The following is a 16,642-nucleotide window of genomic DNA, read 5'->3' as shown; positions in this document are numbered from 1 at the left end:
AAAGTGTGAGACGGAACGGGTGCGGATCAACGGGCGAAGTTCGCGCGCACTCGCTGGTCGATGTAGTCCTCAGCGGTGATCGGAGGGTACTTGCCCGCAGGGCCCTCGATGGTCACGTCACGGTTCGCCTGAGCGAAGAACGCGAGGCTGTAGCGAGGTCCCCGGTAGTCGGTCACTCCGGGGCTCTTCACTCGATGAAAGTTCGACGGCAGGACATCATCACTCCATCTCATCAGCATGTCGCCGATATTGCAGGTGATCGCTTCCTCGGCCGGCACCACCGTCGTCCATTCCTGGGTGTCCATCTCCTTGCCTGGGCACAGTTGCAAACCACCCTGACCGTCACGCTGGAATAGCAATGTCAGGCAATCGAAATCGGTGTGTGCACCGGCACGCCACATCCCTTCGACATCCGCGTCGGCGGCAAGGGGAAAGTAATGCAGCAATCGCAGTGTGCTTTGGTAACTCTCCACCGACGGATCGTGCGCCTTGGTGAAGAAGTCTCGTTCGAATCCCAGCTTCTCGGCGAAGCACGAGAGCAGGTCCATTGCAATGCCCCAGCACTTGGCTTCGAAGTCCAGGATCGTCTCGCGGAATCCGGCCAATTCGTCCGCTGTGGGCCACAGGTCTCCCATGTGTGGCCGGGTCACCTGGTAGGACTCTTTCTGATCAGGTGTTCCGATAGACGGACGCACCTGCGTCATACTCTCCCAGCCCGAGTTGAAACCCTTCTCGAGCGGATACTGCGCTTTGACTTCCGCGGGGAGCGCAAAGAATCCCTCGGCCGCCGCAAACGCCTCGCGAACCTGGTCCAGATCGATTCCGTGATTGACGATTTGGAAGAACCCGATGTCGGTCGCTGCCGACCACAACTCCTCGGCGATCTCGCTGCGCCGGTTCTCGAAGTCCGCGAGATCGATTCTCCGGACCTCGCGGTCCGTGGTCTCGGTGCCCAGGCCACCCATGCGGGTCTCGCGGTTGAGTTCTGTCATGTCGTAAGTCATTTACTGTCAGCTCCTTCAGCGGATTCCGATGGACGGATCGGTGAACTTGTCGGTGTAGATCTCTTCCGCGGTCAGTGACTGCGGTATCGCCGCACCCCCGGCGATCAGGATGGGCTTCAGTTCTTCGACGGTGTGGGCGACTCGGGTCATGTCGAACGTCCCGACGGAGCCGTCCGCCTCATTCGCGATCAGGCCCTTCTCTTTAAGGAGCTGGGCACTGAACGCTGCCTCACCCTCGGTGTACGGCGAGAACGACACGTCCTGCGAGACGACGTCGACAATGGCGGCATTCGCAGCATCCGGCGCGGTGATGTAGTCGGCCGTGGCCTGCTGAATGATCGGAACCAGCTTGCTCAAGCACGGCGAGAGTGTCTCGACCTTGTCGGCACGGACGGAAACATTGGACGCATAGATGTCGAAACCCGAATCTTTCAGCAGGTCATAGGAAACCGGCTTGTCCCACGCCGGCGTCTCCTTCTCATACGTGTAGGGTTCCGAATTCGCGAATCCTTGCTGAGCAATGGTCGGGTCACCGACGAATCGCGAGGGAGCTCCGTCGTAGCTCGTGTCGAGCTGGGACTGCTTCAGTAATCCTTTTGCCACGAGCCACTGCGGGAAGAGCTGCTCCTTGGAAACGACGACGCTCGCGTCGGACCTGCCGATATCGGCAACACTCGTCCAGTCCGGATGAGAATCTTTGTCCCACATGAGGATTGCCGGACTGTATTTGAGCAGTGGAGTGACGGCCACGACGGGCTGACTTGCTGCTGCCGCGATCACCTGATCGCCGTGCACGAGGCCGAGGGTGATCGAATCGTCGACGTACATCTGGGAGCTCACGGACTGGAACCCGATTGCCGGTCCCCCTGCTCGCAATGTCAGGTCAACTCCGGTGTCCTTCCCTTCTGCGACGAGAGTTCCACTGACGGACTTGTCATCGGTGTCGACCGAGTACCCGGGACCCAGCATCTCGAACAGTGCTCCCATGTCCGACTGCGGCTGCCATTGAAGTTGAACCACAACGTTTTCCGGACAGAGTCCCGTCAGGTTCTGAGCCTCAGCAGCCGGTTCGAGCGATTCGGCCTTGGCCGTTTCGGCTTCGCTGGAGCTGCAAGCAGTCAATCCGATGGCCGCACACATGGCCAGTGCCACGCCGGCCGCTCCCACACTCTTGCGATTGGAATTCACCTTGCGATTCGAATACACAGCGTCTCCTTCGTGAAAACAATTGGGATGTGGGCGAACCAAGAAGGGTGATCCGATGAGCACACTCTGCAGCACTTGGATTACATGCAATCGTCTGGTTGTTTCCATCAGGTAACGCACGCCCAGAGCCTCCCCTTACCTGCAATGTCACCTCACATTTACATTCAGCAATCTCGACGACATACATGCAATCCAAGATGTGTCTTACATCTTGAAGAACTTTTGCATGCATTATCAAACCGGAGGCTCAGATGGAACTCGCGAACACGATGCAGGATGCCGACGCTCGCAAGCTCACCGCGCCGATGCAGATGGTCTTTTCCGACGTCGTCAAGAAGTTCGACACCGGCACAGTTGCGCTGGACGGCATCGATCTGGACGTGGAGCGGGGAGAATTCGTCGCCGTGGTCGGACCCTCCGGCTGTGGCAAGTCGACTTTGTTGCGCATGGCCGCCGGCCTCGAGCGACCGACCAGCGGTGCGGTTGCCCTCGACACCGAATCAGTTGGCTTCATCTTCCAGGAGCCGACTCTCCTGCCCTGGCGAACCGTGCAGGCCAACGTCGAATTATCGGCCGAACTCGGCGGCGGCGACAAAGCAGCGCGAAAGTTGCGCGCCGACGAGGCAATCCGCGCGGTGGGCCTTGCAGACTTTGCGCAGCAACTGCCCAACGCGTTGTCCGGCGGAATGAAGATGCGCGTGTCGTTGGCTCGCGCCCTCACGCTCGCACCTGCTGTGATGCTGCTCGACGAACCTTTCGGCGCACTCGACGAGATGACCCGACTGGAGATGCAGGTGGAGCTTCAAAGGTTGTACACCGACAAGGGATTCACCTCGCTGTTCATCACGCACTCGGTATCCGAGGCCGTGTACCTCGCAAGCAAGGTGGTTGTCATGACCGCCAGGCCCGGACGAATACATTCGGTCGTCGACATCAATTTCCCTTACCCACGTAGCCCGGAACTGCGCTACGACGCCCGCTACACCGAATACGTCGCCGATATCTCGGCCAGTCTGCACGGGAGCCTACGATGACCGAAGTTCTTGCAGTTGGGCGAGGCAACACCACACGCAATACCGCTGTTCGCTCTGATTCTGCGACCACCACACAAGCAGAGGCACAGACCGGACGGCCCTCTCGAATGAGAGCGCTCGGTGCCCTCGTCCTCTATCCGCTGCTCTCACTTGCCGGCGCGGTCGCTGCCTGGTCGATCGTCAGCTACCTCGTCCTCTCCCCCGAACGTCGGTTTCTCCTCCCACCACCGAGTCAGGTGCTGACCAAGTCGCTGCTCGACTGGAAACACCTCTCTCCCATGCTCGAAGCCCTCGCAGTGACGGCGCAGGTTGCGCTGGTCGGCTTCGTTGTCGCGGTAGCAGTCGGCGTCGGAACCGGCGTGCTGATGAGCCAAGCCAAGTGGATCGAGCGGATCGTCTATCCGTACGCCGTTGTGCTGCAGGTCATTCCCATCCTTGCCATAGTGCCCCTCATCGGCCTCTGGTTCGGCTACGGCATGACCGCTCGTACCCTGGTGTGTGTTCTCATCGCAGCCTTCCCGATCATCACCAACACACACTTCGGATTACAGTCGGTCGATCGCGGACTGCACGAACTCTTCACCCTCGGACGAGCTTCGCGTTGGGATCGACTGGTGAAACTCGAACTGCGAGCGGCAATGCCGGCCATTCTCACCGGTATCCGTACCGCGTCCGGCCTTGTTGTCGTCGGCGCCATCATCGGCGACATGTTCTTCGCCAAAGGACAACCCGGGATCGGAACTCTGCTCGACGTCTACCGAAGCCGCCTTCAGTCCGAGGACCTGATCGCCGCGATCGTGATCGCGTCGGTGTTCGGCGTCCTCGTCTTCTCTGCCTTTGGATTCCTCTCACGTGTGCTCGTCGGTAAATGGCACACGTCCGGCCGCAAGGACTTTAGATGACCTTCGAAATACCCACCATCGACATCAGCCCGTACCTCCACGGCGAGACAACTCTTGCGAACGCCACTGACAGCACTGCCTGTGCAGAGGTCGCGGCTCAACTCGATCGCGCGTGCCGGTACGTCGGCTTCATACAGATTGTCGGGCACAATATTCCACGATCAGCGACCGACGGACTGGCCGACGCTCTCGACGAGTTCTTTGCTCTCCCGCTTGCGGTGAAGAACAACTATCGCCGCCCCTCGTCCGAGAATCGTGGCTACTCACCACCGAAGTCGGAGTCACTCAGCATGAGCCTGGGCGTTGCGTCTGCGAACCAGATGAACGACTTCTACGAAGCGATAGTCGTCGGTACAGAGGTGAGCGACTATCCGGGCGTCGACCTACCCCAGTCCAGCTACGCCGCCAACACCTGGCCCGACGCTGCGCCCGGCTTCCGACCGGCAATCGAGGAGTATTTCCGCCAGGCACAGAGTTTGGCACGAATCCTGATGTGCGCCTTCACTGACGCACTCGGATTGCAGCCCGGGCACTTCGATTCGATGCTCGACCACTCGATCGACGCGATGAAGATGAACAACTACGCACTGCCCGAGGGCGAGATCCGGATCTCCGGCGACATGACGGGAATGGGCGCTCGCACCGACTTCGGAATCTTGACCATCCTGTGGGCAGATCAGGTTCCCGGCCTTCAAGTTCTGAGTACCGAAGGCGTGTGGCACGACGTCCAACCTGCCGACGGCGCACTCTTGATCAACCTCGGTGACGCGATGGCGCGCTGGACGAACGACCGATGGCGCTCGACAGTGCACCGAGTCGACCCGCCGATCGTCGACGGTCAGATCATCCGACGTCGCTCTGCCGCATTCTTTTTCGACGGAAACTACGACGCCGTCATCGAAGCACTGCCAGGAACACTCGCACCGGGCGAAGTGGGATACCCGCCGATCACGATCGCTGAGAACATCGCGGCCAAAGTGGCCGGACTGAAAGGCGCGACGGCGCCCGAGGTCGACCGTCGCAGCGCTGACCGGGTGCGCGCCGCCGGGTAACGGTGCCGGGTAGCGCTCCCGGGTACCGTCAATACCGTGCAGGATCGAAGTGAGGACAAGATGACCACCACCGAACGAGCTTTGCTCACCGAGTCCGTGCACGAGACGCTTCGCGAACTGATCTTCTCGGGAGAGCTGGCGCCGGGGACACCACTGAGTGTTCCCGCGCTGGCGAGCAAACTCAATGTCAGTCGAACGCCGGTCCGCGAGGCCGTGCAGCAGTTGATCTACGAGGGCATCGCCGTCCATACCCGAAATGCGGGTGCAAAAGTCGATTCGCTGGACGCGGAGTCGCTGCGCGCTGTTTTCGAGGTGCGTGAGGTGCTCGACGGTCTCGCAGCGTTCAACGCTACGGCGAATGCCACTCACGAAACCGTGTCGCAGCTCAGCAAGATGGTGCAGGTGCAACGCGAACTTCTCGAGAGTCCGCCGGACCAGCGACGGGATTCGAAGCTGGACCTCGAGTTCCACACGTTGATTCGTGAGACTGCATGTAATCACCCGCTCAGTGAAGCATTACACCGTCTGGATGGGCAGTCACATCTTTACCGTTCGGACATGTGGAGCCTCGAGCTCAATCGCCGGATCGCAGTCACCGAACACGCTCGTATAGTCGCGGCGATCGAATCGGGTGACGCCTTGGGAGCGAGAACAGCCGCGAGCGCGCACGTAGCCGGGCTACTCGTCCGAACGACCCGAGTCTGATGCCGAGACCCTGAAACGCGGACCTGAAGCACGGACCCCGAAGCGCTACCGGAAGGACGGGAACAACGTGTCCGGCCAGGTGATGTCGCCCTCGTTCTCGTCCACGAACGTACCGACACAGTCGCGGCCCAACGCACTGATCGCTCCCGAGATCACCTCCGGGTGCTCGAGCTCGGCAAGGTGGTCTGCTCCGGTTCCGGCACCGGGAACGCCATCGATGTACACCCGGCACTGGCCCCCGGCCAGCCGACCGTCCGCCCACTCACCCGAGCTCTGTACCACCGAATAGTAGGCGGAACCAGGAGTGTCCTCACCCGCATTGAGCTTGGTGAGAACTTCGGAGAACATGCAGGTGTCGTAGCCGTCGGCGGGGCCTTGCACGCAGCCACCGGGGCTGCTGTACTGCGGTGCGCCAACAGCGACGAACGAATCCACGATGTCCGAGCCACCAAGGAACTTCGCGTAGTACCGGGAGCTCAATCCTCCCGCACTGTGCGCGAGCACTCCGACGGAATCAGCGTCATCAGCGTAGGTGCGAATCGACTTGGCGATCAGTTCAGCGTCGGCCGCAATCACTTTGCCGGGTGCATCAACGAAATGCGTCTCGTAGCCCGCATCCTTCAGTGCCTCGTCGAGGGCGCGGTAAGGCGCCTGATGGGCTTCACCTGAGCTGTACAGCTGCTGGCCCGGAACGATGAGAACCACGCGTTTCCCAGTCGTGCCCCATCCACCGGCTGCGGCATTGCCCGCAGGGAGCACCAGTGCAGCAATCGCCAGCGAAGTAAGCACCGTCATCGCCAAGAGGATCTTCGAAAGTCGCACGACGCAACACTACGACGGACGCATGCAAAAAGGACCGCCGCACTGGAATCCAGTGCGGCGGTCCTTTTCTAGTAGCGGGGACAGGATTTGAACCTGCGACCTCTGGGTTATGAGCCCAGCGAGCTACCGAGCTGCTCCACCCCGCGATGCATGGACAAAGTTACACGAGCAGATGAACGGAACGCAAATCGCCTGCGCTGGAGTGAAATACACGCCTGAAAGTCCCAAATCCGAGTGACTGGCTTCACAAAATTCCCGTGAGCATCAACACATAACAAGCATGTAACGAACGTACCTCGAAACCGCATCGAAAAGGCTCTACCAGCGTAAACGCCGAAGTTTGCCGACGAGAGCAGACCAGGAAGTCCGGAAAATCGCGAATCGACCCTCGTTCGGCGCTCCCGTACGGTCGGTCCCGGCCCGAATCAACCGGGCGAACGCCGACCCGCCGCTGCTCGACTCTGCCCCGCGGGATCGCAACCCCCGAAACCTTCGAGGGGCAGAGACACGGAGAGACAAGCGCCCGGGAAAGTCAGCACCACCGCCGACCCGCAGGCCCGCCGATGTCAGCAAGCGCGGAGAGGATTTACCCCGACATGACGTACACCAGCATCAGCAAGCGTGCACTCGGCACATTGGCAGTAGCCGGCGCACTTGTCGCAGTGCCCCTCACTATCAGCACCGGCACCGCTTCCGCAGCCACCCACAACTGGGACGGCGTAGCACAGTGCGAAAGCGGTGGCGACTGGAACATCAACACCGGCAACGGCTACTACGGCGGCCTGCAGTTCTCGCAGAGCACCTGGACCGCCAACGGTGGCAGCGGCTCGCCCGCCAACGCTTCCAAGGAAGAGCAGATCCGCGTCGCCGAGAACACCCTGCAGAGCCAGGGCCCCGGCGCATGGCCCGTCTGCGGCCAGCGTCTGGCCGTCGCGAGCGAGCCCGCAGTCGAAGAAGCTCCGGCAGCAGCACCAGCTCCCGTCGCCGAGGCACCCGCAGTTTCACCCGCTCTCGAGATCCCGGCCGAGCTCGAGCCCGCAGCACAGCAGGCCTACGACACCGCTCGTGACCTCGCCGGCCAGTACGGCTTTGCCGCACAGTTCCAGCAGCTCTCCGATGCCAACGCACCGATCGTTGCAGCACTGCGCTGATTCAGCTCATACAGCTTCACCTGAGCACACAAGAAGGCCCACCATCCGATCGGATGGTGGGCCTTCTGTGACACACGAGCGAGGTCGACTAGCTGGGCGGCAGCGCCTGGTAAGCGTCAACGGCCTTCTGCAGGCGATCCAGCGCGGCTCCGTAACCACTGAAGTCACCGCTCTGTTGCGCCGACTTCAATGCCGCCATTGCCGAATTGACCTCGGCCAGAGCCTTCGACACGTCCCCCGATGATGCCGGACCTGCAGGCGTCGTCGGCGCTGTCGGTGCGGGGGTGGTCTCGGTTCCCGCCGGCGGTTCCGTCGTGGCAGTTCCACCCGGTGCCGTGGCAGCGCCCGCGGCTCCACCATTGTCGAAGACCTGATCAAGTGCCTCGGCCAACGTGGATGCGTATCCGACACGAACCCTGCTGCCCGCCTTCGCAGACTCCTGGTAACTCACCAGAACTCGGGAGAGCTGCGGGAACGAGGTCGTCGTGTTACTTCGCTCGGTATACATAGGTTCGACGTAGAGAATTCCACCCTCTGCGATCGGCAAGGCCAACTGGTTGCCGTATCGGATCGTGTTTGTTCTCTCCAGCAGTGCCTTCTCCGAGCCCACGCGAGCATCCGAGATCATCGAGTTCTGCGACTGTGACGGACCCTGCGTCTGTTTGTTGACGGGCAACTGCAGAACAGTGATCTTGCCGTAGTCCTTCGGATCCGAATTCACTGTGATGTAGGCCGACAGGAAGTCTCGCTGGAATCCCACCATCGGACTTGTGAGCCGGAACGACGGCGCGCCGGTTTCCTGGTCCCCCACCATCACGTAGTACGGCGGTTCATTTTCCTTCGAATTCTCCACCGTCGGCTCGTTGGGCACCGACCAGAAAGCGTTGTTGGTGAAGAACTCGGTCGGATTGTCGACGTGGTACTTCGCCAACATTTCTCGCTGGACCTTGAACAGGTCTTCAGGGTAGCGGAAGTGCGCCCTCAGATCGTCCGAGATGTCACTCTGCGGCTTGACCGTGTCCGGAAACACGCCCTTCCACGCATTGAGAACCGGGTCGTTGTCGTCGACCTGATAGAGCGTCACGGTGCCGTCGTAGGCATCGACGGTTGCCTTGACCGAGTTGCGGATGTACGACACTTCCTTCTTCGGCAGCAAGCGGCCGGTCGTTGCATCCACACTGTCCGCGACCAGTCCGTCCAGTGAACTGCGCTGTGCGTACGGATAGTTCTCCAGCGTGGTGTACGCATCGACGATCCAGACGATCTTGCCGTCGACTGCGGCCGGGTACGCATCTCCGTCAGTGGTCAACCACGGAGCAACCTGACCGACGCGATCGCGAGGATCACGGTTGTAGATGATCTTTGAGTCCGAACCGACGGCACCCGAGAAGAGAATGTTTCTCTCCGTGTACTTCGCCGCGAATGCCAGGCGATTGACCCAGTTTCCGATCGAGACGCCGCCGGAACCGGTGTAGGTGTACTTGGTCTGCTCCGTGTCGTACTCGCGAGCTTCCGAACCACCGGCACCACCGACGATTGCGTAATCGTCAGCGCCTTGACCGATGACCTCGCCGTAGTAGATGCGCGGCTGATCGACCTTGATGACCTGTGTTCCTGCGTCCTGCGAGGCAATGTCGCTGACCGTGTAGATCGGGTAGCCCGCATTGTTGTTGTTCGCGTTGTCCTTCGTCGGGTCGAGGACCGGCGCAGTGATCTTGTTCGCCGGAGCGGCCACCAAGCCGTCACCGTGGGTGTAGACGGTGTGCTTGTTGATCCAGTCCGTCTGGTTTCCCTGCAGGTTGTTCGGTGAGATCTCACGCGCCGCCACGATGTAGTCGCGCATCTCTCCGTCGATGTCGTAACGATCGATGTCGAGCGAGGGCGGGAACCCGTAGAAGTTCTGGCGCTGCTGCTGCTGAGTGAAGGTTGGCGACAGAATGTTCGGATCGAGGAGACGAGCATTGGCAATAGTCGTGACATCTGCCGGCACTTCGCGCGGAACTGCGTCACCGTCACCTGAGTAAGGCTGATATGTGACCTTGTCGTCCGTGATTCCGTAGGCCTGCCTGGTGGCTGCGATGTTCCGCTCGATGTACGTACTCTCCTTGTCCGCCGCGTTGGGCTTGACCGAGAACTGCTCGACGATCATCGGCCAGACTGCGCCGACGAGTACTGACGAGAGAACCAGCAGAGCAACGGCCATGGCCGGGATACGGAGGTCGCGGGTGAAGATCGCAGCGAAGAAAGCCAAGGCACAGATGATCGCGATGGACATCAATATCAGCTTTGCCGGGAGCACAGCCATGATGTCCGTGTAACCCGGGCCGGTGAACGTGGGCTCTTTACGGCCGCTCGAAAGCAACGAGTAGCGATCGAGCCAGTAGGCGACGGCCTTCAGCAGTACGAAAGTTCCCGCCAGGATGGCTAACTGCACACGAGCGGCGGTAGTGAACGTCCCCGCCCGTCCGGCCAATTTGATTCCACCGAAAACGTAGTGGGTTATCAGATTTGCCACGAAGGCCAGCAGGATCGAGACGAACAACCAGTTCAACACGAAACGGTAGAACGGCAGATCGAACGTGTAGAAGCTGACGTCCATGTTGAACTGCGGATCGGTGATACCGAAAGCCTGGCCGTTGAGGAACAACTGGATGGTGACCCAGTTGGACTGCGCGATGAGACCGGACAGGATGCCGATCGCAATCGGAATGATCACGCCGAACAGACGCAGTCGCGACATGACGGTCGTCCGGTAGCGCGCGATCGGATCATTGGGTCCGGAGACCGGGACGAAGACGGGACGCGCACGGTAGGCGAGAAGCATCGCGAGCCACACGATGGCTCCGACGACAATTCCGACTACGAGGAACAGAATGAATCGCGTCAGCAGAACCTTGGTGAAGACACCACGGAAGCCGACTTCGCCGAACCACAACCAGTCCGTGTACATGCCGATCAGTCGCGGCCCCACGAGCAGCAAGGCCGCCACAACGACAGCCACCACCAACAAGATTCGACTGCGTCTGGACAGAGAGGGTAAACCTGCGGGGGGCCGCATGCCCACGTGCCACGCTCCAAGATTTGGCGACGCCGTGGCGTCGCAACCGATTGCATCGATCACTGCGGCCACGCCCGAGTGGACTTGGCCGTTCCCGACCACTCTACGTAACAACGGTCACGGGTTGACAACACGGAGAGCGGGAAGCCAGGCAGAAGGTGCGAGGATGAACGTGTGAGTGAAGAGAATATGAGCAGATCACCGAGTGCCCTCGCCCGGTGCGTTCATGAAGTAGTCGACCACATCGACGCCGAAGGCTGGGATCAACCGCCGAAGCTGTACGCGTTGGTACCCACCGAGATGCTCGCCGCGGCCGAACCCGGACTGCTGGACCAACTCGCCGAGGGCGCCGAATACACACCGATCGAGCAGGAATCGCTCCCCGAGGACATCATCGGCGGTTCACGGGCACTCGACGAGTTCCTGGCAACGACGCATTGGCCCGAGTCGGTGCAGGGTTGCATCCTGGTGCAGGAAATCGTCGTCCTACCGCCCGAGGCGGAATCGGATCTCGATCACGCCACAGCGCCGGTGTTGACCGATCAGCACGCGGCGGACGAGGTCGCTCGGCTGACTGCCAACGCGCATCCCGATCGACGCGAAGCTCGACTGTTCGTCGGCGTGCTGCGTGACGGTCCGTCACTGTCGCTGTTGCAGATGCGTCCCGACGAGGATGCGGATCCGTACGGCGACTTGGAACTGCTCACCTACGACGGTCTTGCACCTCACCTCGTGCACGCGCTGTACGCGACGCTCGACGAGGTCGAAGAAGACTGACAGAGACAGCTTTCAGCAGCGGGGTGCGTCGCCGCCCGTGTTGAGGCTCTCGAGTGAATCCACTGCGCCGGGCAGGTTGTCGACCTTGACGAGTCGAAGCCCGTCCGGCGCATTCTGTTTCGCCTCGTCACAATTCTGGGCTGGCACGAGGAATGTCTCCGCACCTGCTTCGGACGCGGCGATCAACTTGTACCTGATGCCGCCGATCGGACCCACTTCACCGGCGGAGTCGATCGTGCCCGTTCCAGCCACGAACTTTCCGCCATTGAGCTCCCCCGGAGTCAGCTTGTCCACCAAGGCCAGTGTGAACATCAGTCCGGCAGAAGGACCACCGATGTCGGCAAGGTTGAACTGCACGGTGAAGGGGACATCCGGGACCTCGTCCGGCGTGACGCCGAGGTAACCCGATTCGGGCTTGTTGGGCCGCGCCCCGACCGTGACCGGCACAACGGTCTCCACACCCGCGCGAACGACGGTGACGTTGATCGGAGTGCCGGGTGTAATCGCCCCGACCGTGTCCTGAACGCCGCTGATGGTGGTCACCGGAGTGTCACCGATCTTGACCAGGACATCACCCTCTTGCAGCGCACCCGCAGCGGGACCGTCGGGGGTCACCTTCGAAACAGTGAGTGCCACCGGCTTGCCGAGAAAGTGGAGTGCGGCCAACTCGGCACTGTCCTCGGACTGCTGGAAGTCGGCGGTGTTGGCCTGCTGGATCTCTTCCTTCGACTTCTCGGGCGGATAGATCTCCGAGCGTGGGACGAGTCCGTTGCTGCCACTCGCCCACAGCCCGAATGCTTCGAAGATGTTGAGGCCGTCGCGAACAGACACCGTTGTCATGTTGAGGTTGCCGTCGGTGGGATCGACCTCGGCCCCCTGGATGTCGACAACGGGCTTACCGTCGACGTCGCCGAGCGTGTTGAAGGTGGGGCCCGGACCGAGCGCGACATAAGGAACAGTGACCATTGTTCCGACGACTCCCAACACGACGATGGGTGCGAGTGCGGCCAAGAGCGTCACTATCCGTCGATTCACCTGATCCAGAGTAAAGCGCGAAGGCGCCGGAGCACCGATCGCACCGCCTGAGCGCCGTGCGTGTTCGCCGTCAGCGTGACTCGGAGGGCGACTCCGACCCCTCAACCCTTGTACCGTTGAGGTATGAGCAATATGCCGTTCGGCTTCTCCAACTCCGACGACGATCCCGATCGCGACAAGAACGCGGCGGGTGGCAATCCGTTCGGGGGTGGTGACACGCCGTTCGGGTTCGGCGCGGGCGGTGAGGGATTCGATCCGGCTCAACTCGGCCAGATGCTCACCCAGTTCGGTCAGATGCTGAGCGGAATGGGCTCGTCGATGGGCCAGGGCGGAACGTCCGGCCCAGTGAACTACGACATCGCCAAGAAGCTGGCACGCCAACAGATCGGATCGGTCGCACCGATCACCGAGGGCAATGTCAAGGCGATCGCCGACGCCGCACACCTGGCGGAGATGTGGCTGGACGCCGCGACAACGCTTCCCGCCGGAGCGAGCCGCACCCTCGCCTGGACTCCGAACGACTGGCTCGACAACACGATCGACACGTGGAAGCGACTCTGTGATCCGGTGGCCGAGAAGGTATCGGGCATGTGGGTCCAGGGACTTCCGGCCGAAGCACAGCAGATGGCGGGCCCGATGCTGGGCATACTCGGCCAGATGGGCGGACTCGCCTTCGGGTCGCAGTTGGGCCAGGCACTGGGCCAACTGTCCACCGAGGTGCTCTCCTCCACGGACATCGGCTTGCCCCTCGGACCCGAAGGCACCGCGGCCCTTCTCCCCGCCGCGGTTCAGGCTTTCAGTGAGGGGCTCGAACAGCCGCATCAGGAAGTTCTGGTGTTCCTCGCCGCGAGGGAAGCAGCTCATCAGCGCCTTTACAGTCACGTTCCGTGGCTGCGGCAGCGTGTTCTCGCCACAGTTGAGGAGTACGCCCGCGGGATCACGATGGACTTCTCGGCGATGGAAGAATTTGCCAAGGACCTCGACCCGTCCGCTCTCACCGATCCGAGCAAGCTCGAAGCGCTGATGCAGCAGGGCACGTTCGAGCCGCAGAACACACCCGAGCAGAAAGCCGCTCTCGAGCGTCTCGAGACACTGCTTGCGCTGGTCGAGGGTTGGGTGGAGACGGTCGTCACCGCCGCACTCGGCGAGCGACTGCCCGGTGTCGCCGCGATGAGCGAGACGCTGCGGCGTCGCCGTGCCACCGGCGGCCCTGCCGAACAGACCTTTGCGACGCTGGTCGGACTGGAACTTCGTCCTCGCAAGGTCCGTGAAGCGGCCGGATTGTGGCAGAAGCTCACCGCGGAAGCCGGTATGGATACTCGTGACGGCGTCTGGTCGCATCCCGACCTGATGCCCGATGCGAGCGATCTCGACGCACCGGAGGGATTTGTCGTCCGTGTCCTCGGCGGCGGCGAAGCCGGCAACTTCGACGACCCGATCGCCCAGCTCGAAGCCGTCGAGGCAAAAGAGCGCGCGGCTGAGGCAGCGATGGACAAGACCCGCGAGGACGACGAAGAGAAGTAATTCTTCTTCGACACATTTTCGCAGTTCAGCCAAGCTGACGGCCTGTGGATAACTGCCGCTGATGCGGACTCGCCGGCAGCGCGTCATGCCAGCATCGAGCGATGACCGGTGACACGCAGAACAGCACGACACAGAACACACAGCGATCCGTGGGACCCCGATGGGATCCACGGATCGCTGTTCTGTCGCGCCCGGACGGTCGACTGCAGCTGGGATGGACACCCGGACGCGCCGTCCTGCTGACGCTGCCTGTCGGGGTCGATGCGCGGGCGGTGAAGTCGATCCTGCGCACGATGGACGGCTCGAGATCCCGCGCGACCATCCTCTGGGAAGCGTCGAAGCGCGGGATTTCGACGTCGGTGACGGAGGAGTTGCTCGAGCAACTCGCCGATTCCGGATTCGTCCACACTGCCGGCACAAGCACCGCGTCCGTCCGGATCCACGGCGTCGGTCCACTCTCGGACGCCGTCGAGCGCGCACTGGTCACCGGCGGGATCACGACGCGACGCTCGCGGGGCTATCGCAACACCGACGTCGTGCGCACGTGGAACGAACAACTGGTGGTCTTGGCCGACGACGTCGTCACAGATCCTCGCTTGGTCAGCGATCTCGTTCGATGCGGGCTCCCCCACCTTTCCGTCCGCATCCGGGACGGCAACGGTGTTGTCGGCCCTCTTGTCCTACCGGGTCAGTCGAGTTGCCTGCGGTGCGCCGACATCATCCGATCCGAACTCGACCCTCACTGGCTTCATCTGTCCGCGCAGCTACTCGGCAGCGCGGGCCACGCGGAATCGGCGATGATCCATGCAAGTGTCGCGCTGGCCCTGGCCGAGATCGACGCGGCACTTGGTGTGGTGGACCGGCGCGGTGCCGCATCCGCGGCCAGTCTGTCGTCGACGCTCGAGATCGCGCTCCGTCCGTATCGAATCACAACGAGGCGCTGGCCTCGGCAAATATCCTGCAGTTGCCAATACCTGGCACCTGTTTCGGGCAAAGGACGCCCCAGTCAGACATGATGGTGTGGTGTCCGAGATCCCACGCAAGAGTTCTGCCCGTACTGCCAAACTCGCGAGCATCCCCCTGGGGATGGCCGGTCGCGCCGCCATGGGCTTCGGACGCAAGCTCGCCGGCGGCGACAAAGGCGAGATCGACGCACAGTTGAGCGCGAAGGCCGCCGAGCAATTGTTCGCGGTGCTGGGCGAACTCAAGGGCGGCGCGATGAAGCTGGGGCAAGCGCTCAGCGTCATGGAGGCGGCTATTCCGGAGGAATTCGCGGAGCCGTACCGTGAGTCGTTGAACAAGCTGCAGGCCGCCGCACCGCCGCTGCCGACCAAGCAAGTACACAAGATGCTCGACCATCAACTCGGAACCAAGTGGCGCGACCGATTCCAGTCGTTCGACGACGAACCGACCGCGTCGGCAAGCATCGGGCAGGTTCACCGAGCGGTCTGGGCGGACGGCCGCGACGTGGCCGTCAAAGTTCAGTACCCCGGCGCCGACGAAGCTCTTCGCGCCGATCTCAAAACCTTGGGCAGATTTGCCGGCCTGTTCGGTTCGGTCATGCCCGGTGTCGACGTGCGACCCGTGATCGAGGAGTTCACCGCGCGCACGGAGGAAGAACTCGACTATCGGATCGAGGCGAACAATCAGCGAGCTTTTGCGAAAGAATTCGACGGGGATGCGCAATTCGTGATCCCGCACGTCGTGGCGAGCGCGCCGAAAGTGGTCGTGACCGAATGGATGACGGCTACCCCGTTGACCAGAATCATCGAAAGTGGGACGCCGGATCAGCGCAATGCTGCCGGTGCACTACTCGCCGAATTCCACTTCGCGTCTCCGGCCCGTGTCGGGTTGCTCCACTGTGACCCGCACCCCGGCAACTTCATGCTTCTCGAGGACGGGCGACTCGGCGTCATCGACTTCGGTGCTGCTGCGCCGTTCCCGAACGGACTGCCACGGGTTCTCGGCACGATGGTGCGCTTGGCGGTCGAAGAGCAATTCGACGAGTTGACGGAGTTGTTGCGCGCCAACGGTTTCGTGATTCCGGGGCGCACGGTGACCGACAAGGAGATCGCAGATTACCTGCGGCCGTTCACCGACCCGATCCAGACCGAGTCATTTCACTTCACTCGGTCATGGCTGCAAAAGGCCGCCGGAACCGCCACTGACTTCAACAGTGCGCAGTTCCGAACGGCCCGTGCACTCAACCTTCCGGCCGAGTATTTGATGATCTTCCGTGTTCTTCTCGGTTCGGTCGGCATATGCGCCCAGTTGGACGCATATGCCCCGTACATGGAAATCCTGACTCGTTGGTTGCCAGGGTTCGCGGAGCCGGCTCTCGATGACACCGGCCCCGCCGAATAAGACACCGG

The 16,642-nt window shown here is 61.8% G+C and carries 14 protein-coding genes and 1 tRNA gene; 9 read left to right on the top strand and 6 right to left on the bottom strand.

Annotated elements, in window-relative coordinates:
- Nucleotides 1-26: 26 nt before the first annotated feature.
- On the bottom strand, nt 27-1,004 hold the full coding sequence (locus QM716_RS07805) for an isopenicillin N synthase family dioxygenase (protein WP_283303623.1): 978 nt from the start codon (nt 1,002-1,004) through the stop codon (nt 27-29).
- A 15-nt stretch (nt 1,005-1,019) separates the two neighbouring features.
- Complete coding sequence (locus QM716_RS07800; RefSeq protein WP_502941996.1) at nt 1,020-2,144, bottom strand: ABC transporter substrate-binding protein; 1,125 nt, start codon at nt 2,142-2,144, stop codon at nt 1,020-1,022.
- Between the two features lie 317 nt (nt 2,145-2,461).
- On the opposite strand from QM716_RS07800, the gene QM716_RS07795 reads away from it, so the two are divergent.
- The 4 genes from QM716_RS07795 to QM716_RS07780 are packed head-to-tail and all read left to right on the top strand — an operon-like array spanning nt 2,462 to nt 5,903.
- Nucleotides 2,462-3,244 carry an ABC transporter ATP-binding protein gene (locus QM716_RS07795; RefSeq protein WP_283303621.1) on the top strand — a complete coding sequence of 261 codons (783 nt, stop codon included), beginning with the start codon at nt 2,462-2,464 and terminating at the stop codon, nt 3,242-3,244.
- Nucleotides 3,241-4,146, top strand: coding sequence for an ABC transporter permease (locus QM716_RS07790; RefSeq protein WP_283303620.1), 906 nt, complete (start codon nt 3,241-3,243; stop codon nt 4,144-4,146). The genes QM716_RS07795 and QM716_RS07790 overlap by 4 nt, the downstream gene beginning before the upstream one ends.
- Nucleotides 4,143-5,198, top strand: a complete 1,056-nt coding sequence (locus tag QM716_RS07785) for an isopenicillin N synthase family dioxygenase (RefSeq protein WP_283303619.1) — start codon at nt 4,143-4,145, stop codon at nt 5,196-5,198. Before QM716_RS07790 ends, QM716_RS07785 begins: the two co-directional genes overlap by 4 nt.
- 60 nt (nt 5,199-5,258) lie before the next feature.
- Nucleotides 5,259-5,903 carry a GntR family transcriptional regulator gene (locus QM716_RS07780; protein WP_283303975.1) on the top strand — a complete coding sequence of 215 codons (645 nt, stop codon included), beginning with the start codon at nt 5,259-5,261 and terminating at the stop codon, nt 5,901-5,903.
- A 45-nt stretch (nt 5,904-5,948) separates the two neighbouring features.
- On the opposite strand, the gene QM716_RS07775 is transcribed toward QM716_RS07780, so the two are convergent.
- Complete coding sequence (locus tag QM716_RS07775) at nt 5,949-6,725, bottom strand: esterase/lipase family protein (protein ID WP_283303618.1); 777 nt, start codon at nt 6,723-6,725, stop codon at nt 5,949-5,951.
- 72 nt (nt 6,726-6,797) lie between these two features.
- A tRNA-Met gene (locus tag QM716_RS07770) sits at nt 6,798-6,871 on the bottom strand.
- Nucleotides 6,872-7,321: 450 nt separating this feature from the next.
- Between QM716_RS07770 and QM716_RS07765 the strand changes: the two genes are divergently transcribed.
- Complete coding sequence (locus QM716_RS07765; RefSeq protein ID WP_283303617.1) at nt 7,322-7,876, top strand: transglycosylase family protein; 555 nt, start codon at nt 7,322-7,324, stop codon at nt 7,874-7,876.
- An 88-nt stretch (nt 7,877-7,964) separates the two neighbouring features.
- Here QM716_RS07765 and QM716_RS07760 read toward each other — a convergent pair whose 3' ends face one another.
- Complete coding sequence (locus QM716_RS07760) at nt 7,965-10,940, bottom strand: UPF0182 family protein (RefSeq protein WP_283303616.1); 2,976 nt, start codon at nt 10,938-10,940, stop codon at nt 7,965-7,967.
- Between the two features lie 168 nt (nt 10,941-11,108).
- Between QM716_RS07760 and QM716_RS07755 the strand changes: the two genes are divergently transcribed.
- Nucleotides 11,109-11,711, top strand: a complete 603-nt coding sequence (locus tag QM716_RS07755; RefSeq protein WP_019747831.1) for a PPA1309 family protein — start codon at nt 11,109-11,111, stop codon at nt 11,709-11,711.
- Nucleotides 11,712-11,723: 12 nt separating this feature from the next.
- On the opposite strand, the gene QM716_RS07750 is transcribed toward QM716_RS07755, so the two are convergent.
- On the bottom strand, nt 11,724-12,746 hold the full coding sequence (locus QM716_RS07750) for a YlbL family protein (protein ID WP_283303615.1): 1,023 nt from the start codon (nt 12,744-12,746) through the stop codon (nt 11,724-11,726).
- A gap of 123 nt (nt 12,747-12,869) precedes the next feature.
- Between QM716_RS07750 and QM716_RS07745 the strand changes: the two genes are divergently transcribed.
- The 3 genes from QM716_RS07745 (at nt 12,870) to QM716_RS07735 (ending at nt 16,634) form a co-directional block, all read left to right on the top strand.
- Entirely contained in the window at nt 12,870-14,270 is a 1,401-nt protein-coding gene (locus QM716_RS07745; protein ID WP_283303614.1) for a zinc-dependent metalloprotease, read from the top strand.
- A gap of 101 nt (nt 14,271-14,371) precedes the next feature.
- A complete protein-coding gene (locus QM716_RS07740) occupies nt 14,372-15,286 on the top strand; it encodes a hypothetical protein (RefSeq protein WP_283303613.1) in 915 nt (304 codons plus the stop codon).
- A gap of 4 nt (nt 15,287-15,290) precedes the next feature.
- A complete protein-coding gene (locus tag QM716_RS07735; protein ID WP_283303612.1) occupies nt 15,291-16,634 on the top strand; it encodes an ABC1 kinase family protein in 1,344 nt (447 codons plus the stop codon).
- Nucleotides 16,635-16,642: the final 8 nt, after the last annotated feature.

It is taken from the genome of Rhodococcus sp. IEGM 1409, assembly GCF_030056735.1.
GTDB lineage: Bacteria > Actinomycetota > Actinomycetes > Mycobacteriales > Mycobacteriaceae > Rhodococcus_F.
This window is presented reverse-complemented; position numbering and strand designations above follow the sequence as displayed.

Coding starts and splice junctions, on each gene's coding strand:
- QM716_RS07805 (WP_283303623.1), bottom strand. CDS start 1,004: ATGACTTACGACATGACAGAACTCAACCGCGAGACCCGCATGGGTGGC.
- QM716_RS07745 (WP_283303614.1), top strand. CDS start 12,870: ATGAGCAATATGCCGTTCGGCTTCTCCAACTCCGACGACGATCCCGAT.
- QM716_RS07800 (WP_502941996.1), bottom strand. CDS start 2,144: ATGTGTGCGGCCATCGGATTGACTGCTTGCAGCTCCAGCGAAGCCGAA.
- QM716_RS07765 (WP_283303617.1), top strand. CDS start 7,322: ATGACGTACACCAGCATCAGCAAGCGTGCACTCGGCACATTGGCAGTA.
- QM716_RS07785 (WP_283303619.1), top strand. CDS start 4,143: ATGACCTTCGAAATACCCACCATCGACATCAGCCCGTACCTCCACGGC.
- QM716_RS07790 (WP_283303620.1), top strand. CDS start 3,241: ATGACCGAAGTTCTTGCAGTTGGGCGAGGCAACACCACACGCAATACC.
- QM716_RS07780 (WP_283303975.1), top strand. CDS start 5,259: ATGACCACCACCGAACGAGCTTTGCTCACCGAGTCCGTGCACGAGACG.
- QM716_RS07795 (WP_283303621.1), top strand. CDS start 2,462: ATGGAACTCGCGAACACGATGCAGGATGCCGACGCTCGCAAGCTCACC.
- QM716_RS07740 (WP_283303613.1), top strand. CDS start 14,372: ATGACCGGTGACACGCAGAACAGCACGACACAGAACACACAGCGATCC.